Below are 17,225 nucleotides of genomic sequence, written 5' to 3'. Positions count from 1 at the left end.
TAATTATTAAGCTCCGAATAAGCTTGCTTTGCGCCATTCTTCTTTGGTCATTGCACGAATTGTTACTGCATGTACTTCACCGCTGGCAATGTAGGAGTTCAAAGGTGCATAAACAGATTGTTGACGAGCAACAGGACGTTTGCCTTCAAATTGATCATCGACAATGCGTAGATCAAATTTGCCGCCTTGCCCACTAACTGCAACCTCAGCTTCTGGAAAAGCAGCTTTTAAAATTTCAGTGAGCTGTTCACTATTCATCACAAGACCCCATATAGGACTAACGGTGTAAAACCCGTCATTTTACTATAAATCTAAAAAATAATTCATTAGTCACATACATTATATATATAAAAAAAGAGGTTATAAAAAACCTCTTTTTGTACAATTTACAATCTAAACCGTTAAAGGCATATAAATGAGCTGCATTTTTCGATGTTTATGTAATTGTTTTTTTAATTTTTCAGACAATTTTTTGATCGAGGTATACATATCATCAGCGCACGCTTGTGCAAAAAGTTCTGTCCCAGGTAATCGTATAATCGCTTCCGCAATATGATTATCACTACCTTTTTTTGAACGTTTATCAACCTGATGATCTTTAGTCAGTTTGACTTGCATACTATTGACCTGATCTAAATGTTTGGTCATTTCCGCAAATTTAAGACGAATATTTTCTTCTATTGCTGGCGTAATTGTTAAATGATGGCCACGAATTGTAATCTGCATAATTCTATCCCTCACCTTCTTTCAGGACTGGAAAAGTTCAAGCCGAATCATCCAACTCAATATGCGAAGCATACATTTACACAATCAGATCATTTCGGCCATTCCTTATAAAAAAAGAGATTCATTATTTCGTCATAATGAACCTCTAGAATAGTCAGATTTTCAAATTTAGATCAACACTTTTCGCTCTGAAGATGATGGAATATGTAACGATTCACGATACTTCGCAACTGTACGACGAGCAACATCAATACCTTCTGCATTAAGCAAAACTGCAATTGCATTATCAGACAAAGGCTTACGTGTATTTTCTTCTGCAATCAACTTTTTAATTTTTGCACGAATTGCCGTCGAAGACGCTTCCCCACCAGACGATGTTCCAACATGACTTGAGAAGAAATATTTCAACTCAAATAATCCACGTGGTGTGAGCATATATTTATTTGTGGTTACACGGGAAACTGTGGATTCATGGAGTTCAACTTCTTCCGCAATATCTCGCAGGACCAAAGGCTTCATTGCCTCAGGCCCTTGTTCAAAGAACGCTCGTTGATGCTCCACAATACAGGTTGCCACTTTTAATAAAGTTTTATGTCGTTCATCAATGCTTTTAATGAAATTCTTAGCTTCAAGCATTTGATTACGTAAATATTGATTATCGTCACTTTGATCTGCACGCTTGATCATATTGGCATAGAAAGAATTCACTCGTAGCTTTGGCATTACATCAGGATTTAACTGTACCAACCAATGTTCATTCTTTTTTAGCACCACTACATCTGGAATTTGATAGTCTGAATCTTTATCTTCAAACTCTTGCCCTGGATGTGCTTTTAATGTTTTTAACAAACAAATGGCTAGTTTAAGTTGTTCCGTATTTAAACCCGTTTGCTTAATTAACTTAGGTAATTCATTGGTAATCAGCAACTCATAATTTTTCAATAATAAAATAGCTTCATATCGATATTCGACATGTTCAGGAAGATTTTCAACTTGTACCATTAAACATTCAGCGAGATTACGTGAACCTACACCTAAAGGATCTAGACGCTGAATATGCTTTAAAACCACCAAAACTTCGTCATCTTCGACTTCTTCTTCATAATCCATAGAATCTAAAAGATGCTGAACAGATTGGGTAATTTCATTTAAGTCACAATCTAAAAAACCTTTGTTATCTAAAGCATCGATAATACAGTGTGCAATTAGTTTATCGATCACAGAAAAGTGTAAAAGATTAACTTGCTCAAGCATATGTGCTTGTAAACTTTGATGCCCCTGCCGATTATCTTCGCGCTCTTCAAATTCAGCAGCACCTAAACTTGTAGGTTGATGCGTATAAACATCATCCCACTCCGTATCTACCGGTAACTCATCAGGCAAATGATCGGCATTTAATTCATTGGTTAAGTCTTTATTTTCCCTTTCTTGTTCTTGTAAGCTATTTAAACTTTCAACGGTATTTTGTTCTTCAACTTTCTCTAATAGAGGATTACTGTCGAGTTGGATTTGAATTTCTTGTTCCAATTCCAAACTTGAAAGCTGTAATAAACGAATGGCTTGTTGTAATTGAGGTGTTAATGATAAGGAATTGGCAACCTTTAACCCCATCGCTAATTTCATTAATAACTCCCCCTATAATTAACCGCACTTTATAAGCAATTTTTATGCCGTTTTATTTTTTATAGCATAATTTTGAACAGAACGCCCGATTTTTTGTCTTTTTTAGACACATTATTCAGCTAATTTATTCTTTTATTAGGAACAATTCGCCTTATAAATGAATTATTTAATTAGATATATTATTAATTTCACTCTATTTTCCTTTTCACCACACATAAAAAAACACCCCCAACGATTAAGTTGGGGGTGTTTCGAATAATGAGCTGGCGATGACTTACTCTCACATGGGTAACCCCACACTACCATCAGCGCTAAGAGGTTTCACTTCTGAGTTCGGGAAGGGATCAGGTGGTTCACTCTTGCTATTGTCGCCAGCACAACTGTTATGGATACTTGCTTAGTCTAATCTCAGAGCAGTGCTCTTCGTGCTAAGTTTTCTACCAAATGAGTTATTAACAGAAGTACTTGAGTTAATTTAAGGTGTTCATTTTATCTAGCTTTTCAACTAAATCAAGTTTGATTGATTATATGTGAATCAATTGATGCTATTTATACAACTGTTTGGGTGTTGTATAGTCAAGCCTCACGAGCAATTAGTATTGGTCAGCTTCATGCGTCACCGCACTTCCACATCCAACCTATCAACGTCGTAGTCTTCAACGGCTCTTTAGTGGACATAAAGTCCAAGGGAAATCTTATCTTGAGGTAGGCTTCCCGCTTAGATGCTTTCAGCGGTTATCCCTTCCGAACATAGCTACCCGGCGATGCGACTGGCGTCACAACCGGTACACCAGAGGTTCGTCCACTCTGGTCCTCTCGTACTAGGAGCAGATCCTCTCAAATTTCCAGCGCCCACGGTAGATAGGGACCGAACTGTCTCACGACGTTCTAAACCCAGCTCGCGTACCTCTTTAAATGGCGAACAGCCATACCCTTGGGACCTGCTTCAGCCCCAGGATGAGATGAGCCGACATCGAGGTGCCAAACACCGCCGTCGATATGAACTCTTGGGCGGTATCAGCCTGTTATCCCCAGAGTACCTTTTATCCGTTGAGCGATGGCCCTTCCATACAGAACCACCGGATCACTAAGACCTACTTTCGTACCTGCTCGACTTGTGGGTCTCGCAGTTAAGCGCGCTTTTGCCTTTATACTCTACGCGTGATTTCCGACCACGCTGAGCGCACCTTCGTACTCCTCCGTTACTCTTTAGGAGGAGACCGCCCCAGTCAAACTACCCACCAGACATGGTCCTCGTCCCGGATAACGGGACAGAGTTAGAACCTCAATATTACCAGGGTGGTATTTCAAGATTGGCTCCACCGAAACTAGCGTCTCGGTTTCAAAGCCTCCCACCTATCCTACACAAGTAAGATCAAAGTTCAATGTCAAGCTGCAGTAAAGGTTCACGGGGTCTTTCCGTCTAGCCGCGGGTACACCGCATCTTCACGGCGATTTCGATTTCACTGAGCCTCTGCTGGAGACAGCGCCCCCATCATTATGCCATTCGTGCAGGTCGGAACTTACCCGACAAGGAATTTCGCTACCTTAGGACCGTTATAGTTACGGCCGCCGTTTACTGGGGCTTCGATCAAGAGCTTCGCTTACGCTAACCCCATCAATTAACCTTCCAGCACCGGGCAGGCATCACACCCTATACGTCCACTTTCGTGTTTGCAGAGTGCTATGTTTTTAATAAACAGTTGCAGGGGCCTGGTTTCTGTGGCTGCTCTCAGCTCAGGAAGCAAGTTCCATCACCAAAAGCAGCGTACCTTCTCCCGAAGTTACGGTACCATTTTGCCTAGTTCCTTCAGCAGAGTTCTCTCAAGCGCTTTGGTCTACTCGACCTGACCACCTGTGTCGGTTTCGGGTACGATTCCAGTGTAACTGAAGCTTAGAGACTTTTCCTGGAAGTATGGTATCAGCCACTTCACTGTACAAGTACAGCTTGCTGTCAGATCTCAGCATAGAGTACCCCGGATTTGCCTAAGATACATGCCTACTTCCTTTCACCTGGACAACCAACGCCAGGCTGACTTAACCTTCTCCGTCCTCTCATCGCATTACACTGAAGTATTGGAATATTAACCAATTTCCCATCGACTACGCCTCTCGGCCTCGCCTTAGGGGTCGACTCACCCAGCCCCGATTAACGTTGGACTGGAACCCTTGGTCTTTCAGCGAACGGGTTTTTCACCCGTTTTGTCGTTACTCACGTCAGCATTCGCACTTCTGATACCTCCAGCGGACTTCTCAATCCACCTTCATCGGCTTACAGAACGCTCCCCTACCACTTACACTAATGTGTAAATCCGCAGCTTCGGCATATAGTTTTAGCCCCGTTACATCTTCCGCGCAGGCCGACTCGACTAGTGAGCTATTACGCTTTCTTTAAAGGGTGGCTGCTTCTAAGCCAACCTCCTAGCTGTCTATGCCTTCCCACATCGTTTCCCACTTAACTATAATTTTGGGGCCTTAGCTGGCGGTCTGGATTGTTTTCCTCTTGACTACGGACGTTAGCACCCGCAGTCTGTCTCCCGGATAGTACTCATTGGTATTCGGAGTTTGCATCGGTTTGGTAAGTCGGGATGACCCCCTAGCCGAAACAGTGCTCTACCCCCAATGGTATTCGTCCGAGGCGCTACCTAAATAGCTTTCGGGGAGAACCAGCTATCACCGAGTTTGATTAGCCTTTCACCCCTATCCACAAGTCATCCCCTGGCTTTTCAACGACAGTGGGTTCGGTCCTCCAGTTAGTGTTACCCAACCTTCAACCTGCTCATGGATAGATCACCCGGTTTCGGGTCTACACCCAGCAACTAAACGCCCTATTAAGACTCGATTTCTCTACGGCTCCCCTAATCGGTTAACCTTGCTACTGAATGTAAGTCGCTGACCCATTATACAAAAGGTACGCAGTCACCAAACAAGTTGGCTCCCACTGCTTGTATGCATGCGGTTTCAGGATCTATTTCACTCCCCTCACAGGGGTTCTTTTCGCCTTTCCCTCACGGTACTGGTTCACTATCGGTCAGTCAGGAGTATTTAGCCTTGGAGGATGGTCCCCCCATATTCAGACAAGGTTTCACGTGCCTCGCCCTACTCGACATCATTATCTAAGCCCTTTCGCGTACAGGACTATCACCTACTATGGTCGCACTTCCCAGAGCGTTCCACTAAAGCTTAGATAACTTAATGGGCTTTTCCCCGTTCGCTCGCCGCTACTGAGGGAATCTCAATTGATTTCTTTTCCTAAGGGTACTGAGATGTTTCACTTCCCCTCGTTCGCCTCATAAACCTATGTATTCAGTTTATGATACCCGCCTTATAGCGGGTGGGTTTCCCCATTCAGAAATCTCCGGATCACAGGATATTTGCCGCCTCCCCGGAGCTTATCGCAGGCTATTACGTCTTTCATCGCCTCTGACTGCCAAGGCATCCACCACATGCACTTAATTACTTGACTATACAACCCCAAACAGTCATTTGATCCTACAAGTAGATCAACCAACATTACAGTTTAGAGCTTCGTGAATTTAATCACTGTACAGCTTCAATTAGATTCATATACCAAAACGCTTGATTCAGTTAATTTCGCTAGTAACTCATTTCACTCAACTTTCACAATTGCTTGTTAGGTTAAATCAAACGAGTATGAACAAATTATTTCAACTCAAATATATTCTGTTAATGATTTTTCCAGCCTTCGTCAGGTCAGGAAACTGTGATAAATCACAGAGCTTAATAACAATGAAGCGAATCATACGCCACTTTGTTGCTAAGCTCTATAACCTAAACACTTGATCGCTTAGGAACTAAACAACTTCAACACTGTATGATCACATACTGCGCGAAGCGTAGCTTCTTGCTTAAATTTCAAGGAAAAGCATGCTTTTCTTGTCTTGAAATTTGGTGGAGACTAGGAGAGTCGAACTCCTGACCTCCTGCGTGCAAAGCAGGCGCTCTACCAACTAAGCTAAGTCCCCAGCTTATCAATAAGTCAATGTTTCTGATTTCCGTTTACTCTGCAATTGCTTACGTGTCAGTAGTGGTGGGTCTGACAAGACTTGAACTTGTGACCCCACGCTTATCAAGCGTGTGCTCTAACCAACTGAGCTACAGACCCTCAGATACATCGTCATGAAGAACAACTTGTTGTGGATTCTTACCAATCGTCAATCTTTCGTTAAGGAGGTGATCCAGCCGCAGGTTCCCCTACGGCTACCTTGTTACGACTTCACCCCAGTCATCGGCCACACCGTGGTAAGCGTCCTCCTTACGGTTAGACTACCTACTTCTGGTGCAACAAACTCCCATGGTGTGACGGGCGGTGTGTACAAGGCCCGGGAACGTATTCACCGCGGCATTCTGATCCGCGATTACTAGCGATTCCGACTTCATGGAGTCGAGTTGCAGACTCCAATCCGGACTACGATCGGCTTTTTGAGATTAGCATCTCCTCGCGGAGTAGCAACCCTTTGTACCGACCATTGTAGCACGTGTGTAGCCCTGGTCGTAAGGGCCATGATGACTTGACGTCGTCCCCGCCTTCCTCCAGTTTGTCACTGGCAGTATCCTTAAAGTTCCCGGCTTAACCCGATGGCAAATAAGGAAAAGGGTTGCGCTCGTTGCGGGACTTAACCCAACATCTCACGACACGAGCTGACGACAGCCATGCAGCACCTGTATGTAAGTTCCCGAAGGCACCAATCCATCTCTGGAAAGTTCTTACTATGTCAAGACCAGGTAAGGTTCTTCGCGTTGCATCGAATTAAACCACATGCTCCACCGCTTGTGCGGGCCCCCGTCAATTCATTTGAGTTTTAGTCTTGCGACCGTACTCCCCAGGCGGTCTACTTATCGCGTTAGCTGCGCCACTAAAGCCTCAAAGGCCCCAACGGCTAGTAGACATCGTTTACGGCATGGACTACCAGGGTATCTAATCCTGTTTGCTCCCCATGCTTTCGTGCCTCAGCGTCAGTATTAGGCCAGATGGCTGCCTTCGCCATCGGTATTCCTCCAGATCTCTACGCATTTCACCGCTACACCTGGAATTCTACCATCCTCTCCCATACTCTAGCTTCCCAGTATCGAATGCAATTCCCAAGTTAAGCTCGGGGATTTCACATCCGACTTAAAAAGCCGCCTACGCACGCTTTACGCCCAGTAAATCCGATTAACGCTCGCACCCTCTGTATTACCGCGGCTGCTGGCACAGAGTTAGCCGGTGCTTATTCTGCGAGTAACGTCCACTATCTTTAGGTATTAACCAAAGTAGCCTCCTCCTCGCTTAAAGTGCTTTACAACCAAAAGGCCTTCTTCACACACGCGGCATGGCTGGATCAGGGTTCCCCCCATTGTCCAATATTCCCCACTGCTGCCTCCCGTAGGAGTCTGGGCCGTGTCTCAGTCCCAGTGTGGCGGATCATCCTCTCAGACCCGCTACAGATCGTCGCCTTGGTAGGCCTTTACCCCACCAACTAGCTAATCCGACTTAGGCTCATCTATTAGCGCAAGGTCCGAAGATCCCCTGCTTTCTCCCGTAGGACGTATGCGGTATTAGCATCCCTTTCGAAATGTTGTCCCCCACTAATAGGCAGATTCCTAAGCATTACTCACCCGTCCGCCGCTAGCTCAGTTACCGAAGCAACCTTGCCCGCTCGACTTGCATGTGTTAAGCCTGCCGCCAGCGTTCAATCTGAGCCATGATCAAACTCTTCAGTTTAAAATCAATAGTACATATAGTGTACCAATCTTGGCTCATCAATTACTGACAAAAATTTGCTCAAATAAACTTCGAGTCATTTCTACCATCAATCAATGAAAATAATTTCGATCGATCAATCAGTAAAAATCCACACAAGTTGTTCTTCATAATCTCTTAATGATCTTCTTACTGGTTCGTCACCAGCAAGCTAGGTCGGCTATATTACTCTTTATTTCTAAAGAGTCAACCGGTAATTCAAATTATTTTTAAACTTATCAAATAAAACCAAACTTAATCAATTCAACCAAGTCATTGTTTTATCAGAAGTTTTAATCTTCATCACCGCCGATGGATGTGCATTCTACAGTATTTCAGCACCGTTGCAACACCTTTTTTAAAATAATTATTTTGAACGCACATTTTTCACTCAAATTACATTTTTTCATTCATATTTTGATCAAATTTGGTTTAATAGTAATAAATCAGGATTATTTGAACGTTTTTACTTATTATACGGCAAACATTTTGCCGCGCTAAAAGCGTCAGGACTATATATGCGCCAAACTTCTTTTTTATATGCAGGATTATTGTCACTTGTCGTAACAACACCTGTATTTGCAAATGACGAAGCTTCAGCACCTGTTGCTCAAGATTCAGAAGCTGCCAATAAATCAAAAACACAACAACTTGCGCATGCTGCGATGGTCAAGTCATCTGAAGTTGCAAAAAAATTATCTGTTAATGCGAATGCAGCACAATCAGAAGAAGATAAAGACCCTTTCCAACCGATCAACCGGAAAGTTTACGCATTTAATGATTATTTAGATGTCCATATTGCCCGCCCTGCTGCTGTGCAATATGTCGCAAAAACTCCAAAGGATATTCGTGAATCTTATCGTTTATTCCGTAAAAATTTGGGCGAACCGTGGAATGCGTTTAACCAACTCATCCAAGGACGACCGACACGTGCCGCAAAAAGTCTGGGGCGTTTTACTGTTAATACACTGACAACTTTAGGCTTTGCTGACCCTGCAAGCCGTCTAGGTCTAGAAACAGAAGATGAAAATTTTGGCGCAACTTTAGGTTATTACGGTATTCCTTCTGGCCCTTATATTGTTCTACCAGTGCTTGGTCCAAGCACATTGCGCCAAACCGTCGGTCTAGCAGTAGATAGTCAAGGACGTCCACAGAAATATATGCTTGATGGTCATGATGTGGCGTATTGGTCTGAGCAAACTTTACGTGGAATCGATACTCGCGCTCAATTACTGGATATTGAAGGTGTATTACAAGGCGATAAATATGCTCAAATTCGCGACATCTATTTACAACGCCTGAATTATTCAATTTCTGAGAAAAAAGGGATCGCTGAAGAAAACTTATTTATTGATGAAGAAGATGACGATATTGATGAATCTGAAGATAATTCAACAGATGTTTCATCTGATGATTCTACCGATTTCATTGATGACAGCAGTTCAGATGATACCGACACGGTAACAACTGAATAAATAAAATTTTTCAATTGGCTGGTGTGGTTTTTCCCTCCAGCCATCATTAGCTTGCTATAGTACACTTATTGTCTATCGAAGGATTCATCTAATTCTTTATGTATTTCATTCAACCTACTCGTGATATTCCATATTTAGATCAGGTACTTGATGCGCTTCCTAGCGTACAAATGATTAACATTGAAGATCTAGACTTGTATGATCCAACGATCATTGCAATTGCTGATGTTGCCGACTTTTTAAATCACCAATGGACACTTCCTACCATTGTGCTCGCTTTTGAGCATGAGGGCGCTGCATTGGCTCAAGCGTGGCAACAAGGTGCTTTAGCAGGATGGGTGTGGGACCATATTCCAACCAACCTTCAGGTGGCACTCACTAAAATTGATGCGCAATACAAACGCAATCAAGACAGCCGTGATCTCCCTTCTGCTGCAGATTTGCAAAAACGTTTACTGCCCAACCCGATTGAACTCCACAACTATAAAATTGAAACATTCTTCCAGCCTTCAGCCTATTTATCCGGTGATTGGTACGATTACTGGAAAATCAGCGATAAAGAAATCATGTTTTATCTTGCAGATGTATCTGGTCATGGGGTGACGAGTAGTTTACTGACCTCTTGGATGGCTGCTTTCCACGGTCGTTCAAAAACCCCGAGAGAACTCATCAAAAAGCTCAATGGCATGTTGGTTCAAGAAAATATTGAAAAGCACATTACCATGATTGCGGGGATACTCAATCTCGATACGCATGTCTTGAAATGGTCTAGTGCAGGCCATTATCCGCCGGCCATTTTATTTGAACCCGGTCTTCCCGCACGAATTTTAAATACCAGCAGCTTCCCACTCGGCTTAACTGAAGATCTAGAAGTTGAAGAGTTTGAATTTACCTTAAATCGTTATTCTCGCTTTGTAATTTGCTCGGATGGCGCACTTGAACCTTTTGACGGTGGATTGAATGAACAGCTAGGTCAATTGGTTTATCACTTGCAAAATCAATCATTTCAAGCACCAGACCATGTTGCTGATGATATTGCCATCCTAAGTTTACGTCGAATCAATTAATCACGAAATCAATCACTTAAACCGAATACGACTTTCTGATCATACTCGGCTACTTGAGTAAGCTGTGCCCCTATGGGATAATTTACTATCCTTCTCTGCAAATGGCATTTATATGTCAACAGGTCATGTTGAATATGCAAGCTTGAACGGAACGCATATTTTTAAGCTTATTGGCGAAGTGCGTGCCCAATCTTGTATTAGTCTAGACAAGTTATTAAACAAAATTGAACAGCAACAAAATGTCGTCGGTGCAATTGTTGATTTAACCCAAACGACATTTATCGATAGTACTGTCCTTGGCATTTTGGCTAAACTGGGTTTGAAGCTCAAACAAGTTCACCATATCCAAGCGGTAATGTTGTCTACAAACTCTGATATCACAACGCTTGCCAATAGCATGGGTTTAGGTCAGGTGTTTGTTATTTTGAATTATTGTGGTGATCCAAGTGTATGCACTCGCGCACTTATGGAAGAACACATTACCCATAGCAATATGCTGAATACGGTTTTAGATGCACACAAAACGCTGATGAAACTAAATGATAGCAACCAAAATATGTTTGAGCCTTTGGTCAAACAACTGCAAAAAGAGCAGGACAATCTAGAGCAACCCAAGCAGCAAAATGTCTAATTTAGGTTAATCACAGCAGAGACCCTCTTCGCATGACTTTACTTTCCGTTGCACAAATGAATTCTCAAAATGACATTGAAGATAACTTCAAAGTGATCGAATCATTGATGCAACAAAGTCAGGCTCAAGGTGCGAGTCTCATTGTATTTCCTGAAAATTTTGTCTGCTTTGCCGCAGGTAAACAACGTGAAACCGCGGCGCAATTTGAAAGTATTCAGCAGCGACTAGAACAACTCGCACATCGTTATCAACTTTGGATTGTTGCGGGCACACTCCCATGCCCTTATCGTCCAGATGGTTCAATCATTCAAGATGGCCGTGTCCGTACTGTTAGCCTGTGTATCAGCCCTGAACGTACCGAAGCACGTTATGACAAAATTCATTTATTTGATGTGCAAGTTGGTGACGCTGTCGGTGGCTATCAAGAATCAAAATTCTTTGAACCTGGTACTGAAACCGTAGTTGCAACAACACCTTTTGGCAATATTGGCCTGATGGTGTGCTACGACTTGCGCTTTCCTGAACTGGCTTTGAAACTTCGTAGCCAAGGTGCAAACATTTTAACGGCGCCTGCAGCTTTTACTTATACCACGGGTGAAATGCACTGGCAGTTGTTACTGCAAGCTCGTGCCATGGATAGTCAATGTGCTGTATTAGGTGCCGCACAACAAGGCTGGCATGGTGAAAAGCGTCAAACTTGGGGTCATGCTGGAGCAAGCAACAGCCGTGGTCAAATTTTAGCAATCACCGCAGAAGAAGGCGCTCAACTACTCACAGTTCCTTTTGACTTAGACGAGCAGCAACAGATTCGCGCATCAATGCCACTGATGCAGCACCGTGTTTTGGTTCAATATTGATTTTCACTCTGTATAAAATTACAAAAAAACTGAATATTATTTAAACAAAATCCCCCACGATATGATTTTGAACCATCATCTGAGGGATTAGAAAAATGACTTTAGAAAAAGCAGTTTATACAGCCCATGCAAAAGCCACTGGTGGTCGTGATGGTCGTGCAACGACATCCGATGGTCATTTAGATGTTCAATTGGCTGTGCCGAAAATTATGGGGGGTACAGGTAATGGTACGAATCCTGAACAACTCTTCGCCGCTGGTTATTCAGCCTGTTTTTTAGGTGCAATGAAATTTGTGTCTAACCGAGATAAAATTTCGATTACCCCTGCTGCCTACGTCGAGGGTGATGTTGGTATCGGCCCTATTCCAACAGGATTTGGTATCGAAGTGACGCTTAATATTCATCTTGAGGGTATGGATGCAAGCGAGGCACAGAAATTGGTCGATGCCGCGCATATTGTATGCCCCTATTCAAATGCCACCCGAAACAATATTAATGTCACTTTAAATGTTTTGACTTAAATCCATTTGCACCTATCTATACAAAGCACTGTTTTAATTCCTTATAAAATAGTGCTTTGAACTTTTTTGACTTCTACAAATCTACAGCTGAGCTCAAAATAAAGCCTTATCCATTTCCAATGCATTTAAATATTCTTATTCAGCTACCAAAACCTTGCTAAAATATATAACGATTATTATTTACATTCATTTGTTGATCTATGATGCTTAAACCTCTCCTTATCAGTACATTGCTCATCAGCGCATCTACACTAAGTTTTGCCGAATTAACCCTGTCTGAAAAAGTCCGTCCTCACATTAAATCCTTGGTCAATCCAGATATTCAACGTCTTGCGCTACCGCCAACACCGAACAACATGTCTTTACCTGCCTATGGTCAAGGCATCATTGGTTGGGGTACAGGCCCAGAAGGTGCTGCAGCGCGCTTAGCCAACATCACCAAAGCCGACGTTGAAAAGCTTAAAACTCAAGATGTCACTTTAGAGATGGTTCAAACTTGGCAAAAGTTTTATGAAAATGAAACGCAGCGCAATGCAGGTAACCCAACCGCGCCCATTCGTGCTGAATTGATGAAGAAAGTTGTCAGTTTGTGGTAAGTGAAAGACCGTACAGCCCATATTTTTGGGCTGTTTTTGTTCAAATTAAAATAAAAAATTATGAGACATTCGATAGAAAGAATAATGAATAAAATTTAAAAAATGTTTAATATTCAAACTATAATTAACTATACATCCATAAAAAATTAAAATCATTTTCAGGACTTTACAATGAAAACATACTTTTCGATGCTTTTTCTAAGCTTGGCCTTAGCCGCATGTAGCCAAACACCTGCGCCTGATTTTTCAGGGGAATGGAAACAAACACCTGACACGGAGAGCCTACGCAAACTTTCCATTAGCAAACAAGGCGATGACTACCAAATTAAAGACGAATTTTGGCTCGATAAAAATAATACTGAGCGCACTTCTAGTGCTTCATCCGGTATGGCCGAAGTGAATAATGATATTCTGAAATATAAAGAGAGCAATAGCATTGAAATAAAACTCAGTGATGCAACTCACCTCACTCTGACAGACAAAGCATATGATGCTGTAATTCATTTTGAAAAGATTAACTAAAGCAAAGCCCCGAATCCTTACACAGGCTTCGGGGCTTTATTTATATTTTACACTGACTATTCAGCCGCTTCATTCGTCACTCTAAGCACTTCTTCAATGGTGGTTTTACCTGCCAAAACTTTACGCAATCCATCATCACGTATTGAACCCGCATTTGCACGTACATGATTTTCTAACTCAAACTCAGCAGCATTTCCATGAATCAGACGACGTGTTTGCTCATCAATCGGGACGATTTCATAAATTGCGGTACGCCCTGTAAATCCAGTATGCGAGCATTGTTCACATCCTTTAGGTTGTGGCAATTTTAATTCGGCCGATGCATCGAGATGCTTAAATAAGTCTTTTTCAAAATCATCGGCATCATGCCAAGTCGCACAGTGACGGCACAAGGTTCGAACCAAACGCTGCGCCACCACACCGATCAATGAGCTAGAAAGTAGAAAGGGTTCAATCCCCATGTCTTTAAGACGGGTCACCGCACCGATTGCTGTATTGGTATGCAGCGTTGAAAGTACCAAATGGCCTGTTAATGACGCTTGTACTGCAATTTCAGCAGTTTCTAAATCACGAATCTCCCCGACCATCACCACATCTGGGTCTTGGCGGAGCATGGCTTTTAATGCACGAGCAAAGGTCATATCCACTTTGGTATTGACCTGCGTCTGCCCGATCCCTTCAAGTTGATACTCAATTGGATCTTCCGCAGTCAAAATATTTTTTGAACCATCATTTAGATCAGACAATGCCGCATATAAGGTTGTGGTTTTACCCGAACCCGTTGGTCCCGTAACCAAAATAATGCCATGCGGACGATGTACCAGTTGTTTCAATCGATCATAGTCATGCTGCATCAACCCCAAATGGGTCATGTTTAAACGCCCAGCTTGTTTATCGAGTAAACGCATCACCACACGTTCACCATACGAAGAAGGTAAGGTTGATACACGAACATCAACTTCTCGGCCCGCCAAACGTAGTGAAATACGACCATCTTGTGGAATTCGCTTTTCTGCAATATCGAGTTTGGCCATGACTTTGATACGTGACACCAACAGTGGTGCTAGTTCACGACGTGGCTGCACAATTTCACGTAACTGACCATCGACACGTAAGCGGACAGACAGCTTTTTTTCAAAAGATTCGATATGAATATCTGAAGCACCGACACGGATCGCTTCAGACAATAAGGCATTGATTAACCGTACAATCGGCGCATCATCCTCCTGATCCATCAAATCTTCAGCTTCTGGTACAGAGTCCGCAAGGCTAAGTAAATCAGGATGATCTTCCAGACCCGCTGCCACTTGTTGAGACTCACCGGTGTCTCCGGCAAAGCTTGCACTGAGTAATTGATTAAACTCTTGCTCACTACATAATTGATATTGTGCAGGATGCCCTAAATAGCGACGTGCTTCTTGTAAAGCCAGCAGTGGCGTGCTGTCACGACGTACAATAAAAGCTTGATCACCCTCATATCGAAGCAATACGCCATGACGTTTGGCAAAACTATATGGTATTTGTAATTGTTTAAGTACTTGCATCACGCATTATAATGATGAAAAAAGTTGTTTTGAGTGTACTCTAAGCATCTGACAGCGTGAAGTCTGTTTTTAGGATTTATCAGGACAAGGGATATACGCATTGCCATTAGAAAATGATTTGACTGAAAAGGAATCCCCAAAACGTAAATGGTGGGGGGAATATCAATTTGAACTGAATCACCCGCGCAGTTGGCAGTTTGGGTCTTTATTGTTCCGTGTAACGCGCGGCATGCAAGAGTGGCGTATGGAATATCATCGCCCGACCTTTCAGTTTGACTATGAGCAGCAATGGCATCCGATTCAAGACCCTGAATTTGGTTTTCCACAACCCATTAAAATGGAACGTTATATGTTCCGCCAGACGCATGACAAAATTCAAATCATGCCACGTTTGGCAGATCGGTCTGTGGTGATTAAACCGGTCGATCCGATTTATATTCCAGCGGGACAGCGCGGAACGCTGTATATCAGCACACCGCTGTGGATTGCTGGCTTTGTCGAAGGTCTTAGAGAACCTTTGTTTGATATACCTGTGATTCTACCAAAAGATACCTGGTTTGGTCCGAACCATCGAATGGGTGAAATTTGCTATGCCACAGCAGTTGATGGTCGTACAGAACTTAAACAACTCAAACCTCGTGCTTTTCGTGCAGTAACCCCTATTGAGTTTCATAACGTGAGTAATCAACAGATTCGTTTTGACCGTATGAATGTCCCTGTACCGGCTTTGCCATTATTTTATAGTGAAAGTACAGGACGTTTATGGACTTCACAAATTCGAGTCGTGCATGAAGGTCATGACAAACCGCCGCGGGTCAAAATTGAAAACCGTACACCGCCACAAGCCGGTGACGTAATTTATCTGCATCCGCCACGCGAGTCAGCTAATGTACTATTCAATATGTTTGATTCATTTTTCTAACGGTGAGCCATGGCAGATTTAAATATTTCGACAGAAATTACCAGCAGCCTAAAAGGAATGGTCGCCAATCTCAATACCGATCGGCTGACAGAATTATTGGTGGCTGTTTTACTGGCAGTCATCGGCTTTCTGATTGCACGTTTTATCTCAAACACCTTTATCCGCACTGTAGGTATGCGTTTCAATGCCCATCAGCAGTTGGTTTGGCGTCGCGGGATTTTCTATTTCATCTTTATCATCTTTGTGATGGCCAGTTTAAAAGAAGCCGGCTTTAAACTCAGCGTCTTCTTGGGTGCAGCAGGTATTTTAACGGTCGCACTGGGTTTTGCCTCGCAAACGTCCGCATCCAACCTGATCAGCGGGATGTTCTTGATCGGTGAAGGATCTTTTGAAGTTGGTGATACCATTCAATTGACACTGATTCGCGGGCATACCATTGAAGGTGAAGTAATCTCGATTGATTTACTGTCGGTCAAATTACTCACGCAGGACAATGTCTATGTCCGTTTGCCGAATGAACAACTGATTCGGGCACCTGTACATAACCTGTCTAAGTTTCCAATACGGCGAATTCCAATTACCCTTGCGATTAACTTTCATGAAGACATCATCAAAGTCCGTGAAGTTTTATTAGATGCCGTTAGTAAATATCCATTGGTCTTGGCCGATCCTAAACCTGCCGTGACCGTCACTGCCTTTCGAGAATCTTCCATTGAGCTGCTTTTTGCCATTTGGTGCCAAAGAGAGAATTTCCTGAAAGTCCGCGATGAGATGCAAGAACGGATTCGAAATGCCTTTGTCGAAAATAAAATTGAAATCCCTGTCCCGAAAATGGGTTTTGTTGACCACCCACTTTCTACACAAGCAAGCGATGCTAACGTCGATCAATATGCCAATGCGCAAGAGATTCAACGAGAGCCTCAACTCAAATAATGGTCTATCGACTTGATATGAAAGGCTCTGCATATCTTCAAATGTGCAGGGTTTTTTTATCATGT

The 17,225-nt window shown here is 42.9% G+C and carries 13 protein-coding genes, 2 tRNA genes and 3 rRNA genes; 9 read left to right on the top strand and 9 right to left on the bottom strand.

Going from position 1 to position 17,225, the window contains the following annotated elements:
* Positions 1-6 precede the first annotated feature (6 nt).
* The 8 genes from ibaG to MST16_RS03150 all read right to left on the bottom strand — a co-directional run bounded on the left by ibaG (position 7) and on the right by MST16_RS03150 (position 8,074).
* Positions 7-258 carry a BolA family iron metabolism protein IbaG gene (gene ibaG, locus MST16_RS03185; RefSeq protein ID WP_078191194.1) on the bottom strand — a complete coding sequence of 84 codons (252 nt, stop codon included), beginning with the start codon at positions 256-258 and terminating at the stop codon, positions 7-9.
* A gap of 135 nt (positions 259-393) precedes the next feature.
* A complete protein-coding gene (gene hpf / locus MST16_RS03180) occupies positions 394-726 on the bottom strand; it encodes a ribosome hibernation-promoting factor, HPF/YfiA family (RefSeq protein ID WP_078191195.1) in 333 nt (110 codons plus the stop codon).
* 168 nt (positions 727-894) lie between these two features.
* A complete protein-coding gene (locus tag MST16_RS03175; RefSeq protein WP_180005468.1) occupies positions 895-2,349 on the bottom strand; it encodes an RNA polymerase factor sigma-54 in 1,455 nt (484 codons plus the stop codon).
* A 261-nt stretch (positions 2,350-2,610) separates the two neighbouring features.
* A 5S ribosomal RNA gene (gene rrf / locus MST16_RS03170) occupies positions 2,611-2,725 on the bottom strand.
* Between the two features lie 196 nt (positions 2,726-2,921).
* Positions 2,922-5,815 (bottom strand): 23S ribosomal RNA (locus MST16_RS03165).
* Positions 5,816-6,259: 444 nt separating this feature from the next.
* Positions 6,260-6,335, bottom strand: a tRNA-Ala gene (locus MST16_RS03160).
* A gap of 63 nt (positions 6,336-6,398) precedes the next feature.
* A tRNA-Ile gene (locus tag MST16_RS03155) sits at positions 6,399-6,475 on the bottom strand.
* 61 nt (positions 6,476-6,536) lie between these two features.
* Positions 6,537-8,074 (bottom strand): 16S ribosomal RNA (locus tag MST16_RS03150).
* Together the 16S, 23S and 5S rRNA genes with 2 tRNA genes alongside form the textbook arrangement of a ribosomal RNA operon.
* 536 nt (positions 8,075-8,610) lie before the next feature.
* On the opposite strand from MST16_RS03150, the gene MST16_RS03145 reads away from it, so the two are divergent.
* The 7 genes from MST16_RS03145 to MST16_RS03115 all read left to right on the top strand — a co-directional run bounded on the left by MST16_RS03145 (position 8,611) and on the right by MST16_RS03115 (position 13,761).
* On the top strand, positions 8,611-9,567 hold the full coding sequence (locus MST16_RS03145) for a VacJ family lipoprotein (RefSeq protein WP_180011797.1): 957 nt from the start codon (positions 8,611-8,613) through the stop codon (positions 9,565-9,567).
* Positions 9,568-9,665: 98 nt separating this feature from the next.
* Entirely contained in the window at positions 9,666-10,634 is a 969-nt protein-coding gene (gene gigA / locus MST16_RS03140; RefSeq protein ID WP_078192616.1) for an RsbU family protein phosphatase GigA, read from the top strand.
* A gap of 112 nt (positions 10,635-10,746) precedes the next feature.
* Entirely contained in the window at positions 10,747-11,265 is a 519-nt protein-coding gene (gene gigB, locus MST16_RS03135) for an anti-anti-sigma factor GigB (RefSeq protein WP_078189558.1), read from the top strand.
* Between the two features lie 32 nt (positions 11,266-11,297).
* Positions 11,298-12,122, top strand: coding sequence for a carbon-nitrogen hydrolase family protein (locus MST16_RS03130; RefSeq protein WP_180011795.1), 825 nt, complete (start codon positions 11,298-11,300; stop codon positions 12,120-12,122).
* A gap of 95 nt (positions 12,123-12,217) precedes the next feature.
* Positions 12,218-12,643 carry an organic hydroperoxide resistance protein gene (locus MST16_RS03125; RefSeq protein WP_111884709.1) on the top strand — a complete coding sequence of 142 codons (426 nt, stop codon included), beginning with the start codon at positions 12,218-12,220 and terminating at the stop codon, positions 12,641-12,643.
* A gap of 203 nt (positions 12,644-12,846) precedes the next feature.
* Positions 12,847-13,239, top strand: a complete 393-nt coding sequence (locus tag MST16_RS03120) for a DUF4951 domain-containing protein (RefSeq protein WP_180009661.1) — start codon at positions 12,847-12,849, stop codon at positions 13,237-13,239.
* 171 nt (positions 13,240-13,410) lie between these two features.
* Positions 13,411-13,761: a hypothetical protein gene (locus tag MST16_RS03115; protein ID WP_180011793.1), complete on the top strand. Its 351-nt coding sequence runs from the start codon at positions 13,411-13,413 to the stop codon at positions 13,759-13,761.
* Between the two features lie 56 nt (positions 13,762-13,817).
* Here MST16_RS03115 and gspE read toward each other — a convergent pair whose 3' ends face one another.
* Positions 13,818-15,305: a type II secretion system ATPase GspE gene (gene gspE, locus MST16_RS03110; protein ID WP_111884711.1), complete on the bottom strand. Its 1,488-nt coding sequence runs from the start codon at positions 15,303-15,305 to the stop codon at positions 13,818-13,820.
* 100 nt (positions 15,306-15,405) lie between these two features.
* On the opposite strand from gspE, the gene MST16_RS03105 reads away from it, so the two are divergent.
* Both MST16_RS03105 and MST16_RS03100 read left to right on the top strand, forming a co-directional pair.
* The gene (locus MST16_RS03105) at positions 15,406-16,227 is read left to right on the top strand and encodes a hypothetical protein (protein WP_078192622.1); all 822 of its coding nucleotides are present in this window, start codon (positions 15,406-15,408) and stop codon (positions 16,225-16,227) included.
* 9 nt (positions 16,228-16,236) lie between these two features.
* Positions 16,237-17,160: a mechanosensitive ion channel family protein gene (locus MST16_RS03100; protein ID WP_078192623.1), complete on the top strand. Its 924-nt coding sequence runs from the start codon at positions 16,237-16,239 to the stop codon at positions 17,158-17,160.
* The last annotated feature ends 65 nt before the right edge of the window (positions 17,161-17,225 follow it).

The sequence above is a fragment of the Acinetobacter sp. YH16040_T genome, assembly GCF_024605785.1.
Lineage (GTDB): Bacteria > Pseudomonadota > Gammaproteobacteria > Pseudomonadales > Moraxellaceae > Acinetobacter > Acinetobacter amyesii.
Note: the sequence above shows the minus strand (reverse complement) of the source record. Positions and strands in the feature narration are given on the sequence as shown.

Coding starts and splice junctions, on each gene's coding strand:
- ibaG (WP_078191194.1), bottom strand. CDS start 258: ATGAATAGTGAACAGCTCACTGAAATTTTAAAAGCTGCTTTTCCAGAA.
- gigB (WP_078189558.1), top strand. CDS start 10,747: ATGTCAACAGGTCATGTTGAATATGCAAGCTTGAACGGAACGCATATT.
- MST16_RS03130 (WP_180011795.1), top strand. CDS start 11,298: ATGACTTTACTTTCCGTTGCACAAATGAATTCTCAAAATGACATTGAA.
- MST16_RS03100 (WP_078192623.1), top strand. CDS start 16,237: ATGGCAGATTTAAATATTTCGACAGAAATTACCAGCAGCCTAAAAGGA.
- MST16_RS03175 (WP_180005468.1), bottom strand. CDS start 2,349: ATGAAATTAGCGATGGGGTTAAAGGTTGCCAATTCCTTATCATTAACA.
- MST16_RS03125 (WP_111884709.1), top strand. CDS start 12,218: ATGACTTTAGAAAAAGCAGTTTATACAGCCCATGCAAAAGCCACTGGT.
- hpf (WP_078191195.1), bottom strand. CDS start 726: ATGCAGATTACAATTCGTGGCCATCATTTAACAATTACGCCAGCAATA.
- MST16_RS03145 (WP_180011797.1), top strand. CDS start 8,611: ATGCGCCAAACTTCTTTTTTATATGCAGGATTATTGTCACTTGTCGTA.
- gigA (WP_078192616.1), top strand. CDS start 9,666: ATGTATTTCATTCAACCTACTCGTGATATTCCATATTTAGATCAGGTA.
- MST16_RS03120 (WP_180009661.1), top strand. CDS start 12,847: ATGCTTAAACCTCTCCTTATCAGTACATTGCTCATCAGCGCATCTACA.
- MST16_RS03115 (WP_180011793.1), top strand. CDS start 13,411: ATGAAAACATACTTTTCGATGCTTTTTCTAAGCTTGGCCTTAGCCGCA.
- gspE (WP_111884711.1), bottom strand. CDS start 15,305: ATGCAAGTACTTAAACAATTACAAATACCATATAGTTTTGCCAAACGT.